The sequence below is a fragment of the Flavobacterium sp. genome (genome assembly GCF_049318185.1).
GTDB lineage: Bacteria > Bacteroidota > Bacteroidia > Flavobacteriales > Flavobacteriaceae > Flavobacterium.
This window is the reverse complement of sequence record NZ_JBMOGV010000212.1, coordinates 1-2,053: the sequence shown is the minus strand read 5'-3', so window position 1 is coordinate 2,053 and position 2,053 is coordinate 1. Positions and strand designations below refer to the sequence as shown.

The 2,053-nt window shown below is 32.7% G+C and carries 2 protein-coding genes; one reads left to right on the top strand and one right to left on the bottom strand.

Annotation, left to right across the window (positions count from 1 at the left end):
- On the bottom strand, nucleotides 1-299 hold a 299-nt coding region (locus ACOYLT_RS11680; RefSeq protein WP_422854013.1), incomplete at its 3' end, for a DUF4293 family protein.
- Between the two features lie 188 nt (nucleotides 300-487).
- On the opposite strand from ACOYLT_RS11680, the gene rho reads away from it, so the two are divergent.
- The coding region (rho, locus tag ACOYLT_RS11675; protein ID WP_422854012.1) for a transcription termination factor Rho at nucleotides 488-2,053 on the top strand (1,566 nt) is incomplete at its 3' end.

Below are 2,053 nucleotides of genomic sequence, written 5' to 3'. Positions count from 1 at the left end.
TTCTCAGAAATAGCTGTTTCTCCAGATGCAGTTAGTGTTCGATACACAAATAATCCTAATAAAATTAAATTTAATATGATATTCAATCTGCCCATGACAAATTGTTGTTGTCTTTTTTTATGTGATATAATGCTTAATAATGATAATGTATTACTCAATCCGAAAAGAGCAACATAAGTAAGATCCATCATAAAATAAAAGGATTTGCCATTTGCATCTTTCCATAAAGGAAATAGAAAAGGTAGAACCGTAGAAACGATTAAGCTACCAATTAAATAATAAGTTTGTATTCTAAACATAGTTTTGAAAAATGATTTACAAAAATATAGTTTCTTTTTAAAAAAATACTATTGCAAGGTAAAATATTATTTGTATTATTGCATAATAAATCCGCAAGTACTTCAACCTTCGGACTATTTTTTACAATAATTTCTACCTATTATTTATATTATTTTCCCAAATCAAATTTTAAATCAAAACAATATTCATGTTTGATATTTCTGCCTTAAAAGAAATGAAGCTTGCTGAGCTTCAAGAAATTGCTAAATTAGCAAAAACCATAAAAGTTACTGGTGTCAAAAAAGATGCGCTTATTGAACAAATTTTAGAACATCAAAATAAAGCCGTGGAAACTGAGGTAACTAAAGTTGCTTCAGAAAAAAACCAAGAAAATAAATCCAAAAGAGCTCGAATCTTACCTGAAATTAAAAAAGCATCAGAAACAATTCAAAGTGATTTGTTTGAAAATGTAACAACAGTAAGTGAAAAAGTTGAAAAAAATATTGAAGAGAAATCTTCTTATCAAAATAATGCTCAAAAATTTAAAAAATCTTTTGATAAAACTAATAAGACCATTTCAACTGAAATTGTAACCGAATCAAATGAAACTGTAAAAAGTAATGTAACTACTGAAAAAGAAGTTGTAGCTAACCCTAATCCAAACATCGATAATAATCGTGAACCAAGACCAAAACATCAAAATGGTAATGGTAATATGAATGCGAATAATAACAATCCTAACTTTAAAGGAAAAAAGCCCAATAATTTTAGAGACTCTGATTATGAATTTGATGGAATTATAGAAAGTGAAGGAGTGCTAGAAATGATGCCAGACGGATATGGTTTCTTGCGTTCTTCGGATTATAACTACCTGGCTTCGCCCGATGATATCTATTTATCAACTTCACAAATTAGATTATTTGGTTTAAAAACAGGTGATACCGTAAAAGGTGTTGTTCGTCCACCAAAAGAAGGAGAAAAATTTTTTCCACTTGTAAAAGTTTTAAAAATCAATGGGCATGATCCTCAAGTAGTTCGTGACAGAGTTTCTTTTGAACACTTAACTCCCATATTCCCTAAAGAAAAATTCAATATAGCTGATAAGCAAGCTAGTGTTTCTACACGTGTTATCGATTTGTTTTCCCCAATAGGAAAAGGGCAACGTGGTATGATAGTAGCCCAACCCAAAACTGGTAAAACAATGTTGTTAAAAGACATTGCCAATGCCATTGCCGCTAATCACCCTGAAGTTTATCTAATTGTGTTATTAATAGATGAACGTCCAGAAGAGGTTACTGATATGCAACGCAGTGTTCGAGGTGAAGTTATTGCCTCTACATTTGATAGAGAACCTTCTGAACACGTTAAAATTGCTAATATTGTTTTAGAAAAATCAAAACGTTTGGTGGAATGTGGTCACGATGTGGTGATTTTGTTAGACTCGATTACGCGTTTGGCCAGAGCATACAATACCGTGCAACCTGCCTCTGGTAAAGTATTATCGGGAGGAGTGGATGCCAATGCCTTGCAAAAACCTAAACGTTTCTTCGGTGCGGCTCGTAATGTAGAAAACGGTGGTTCTTTGAGTATCATCGCCACAGCTTTAACTGAAACCGGTTCTAAAATGGACGAAGTAATCTTCGAAGAATTTAAAGGAACAGGTAACATGGAGTTGCAGTTGGACAGAAAAATTGCCAACCGCAGAATTTTCCCGGCTATCGATTTGACTTCGTCAAGTACGCGTCGTGATGATTTATTATTAGATGAGAAAACG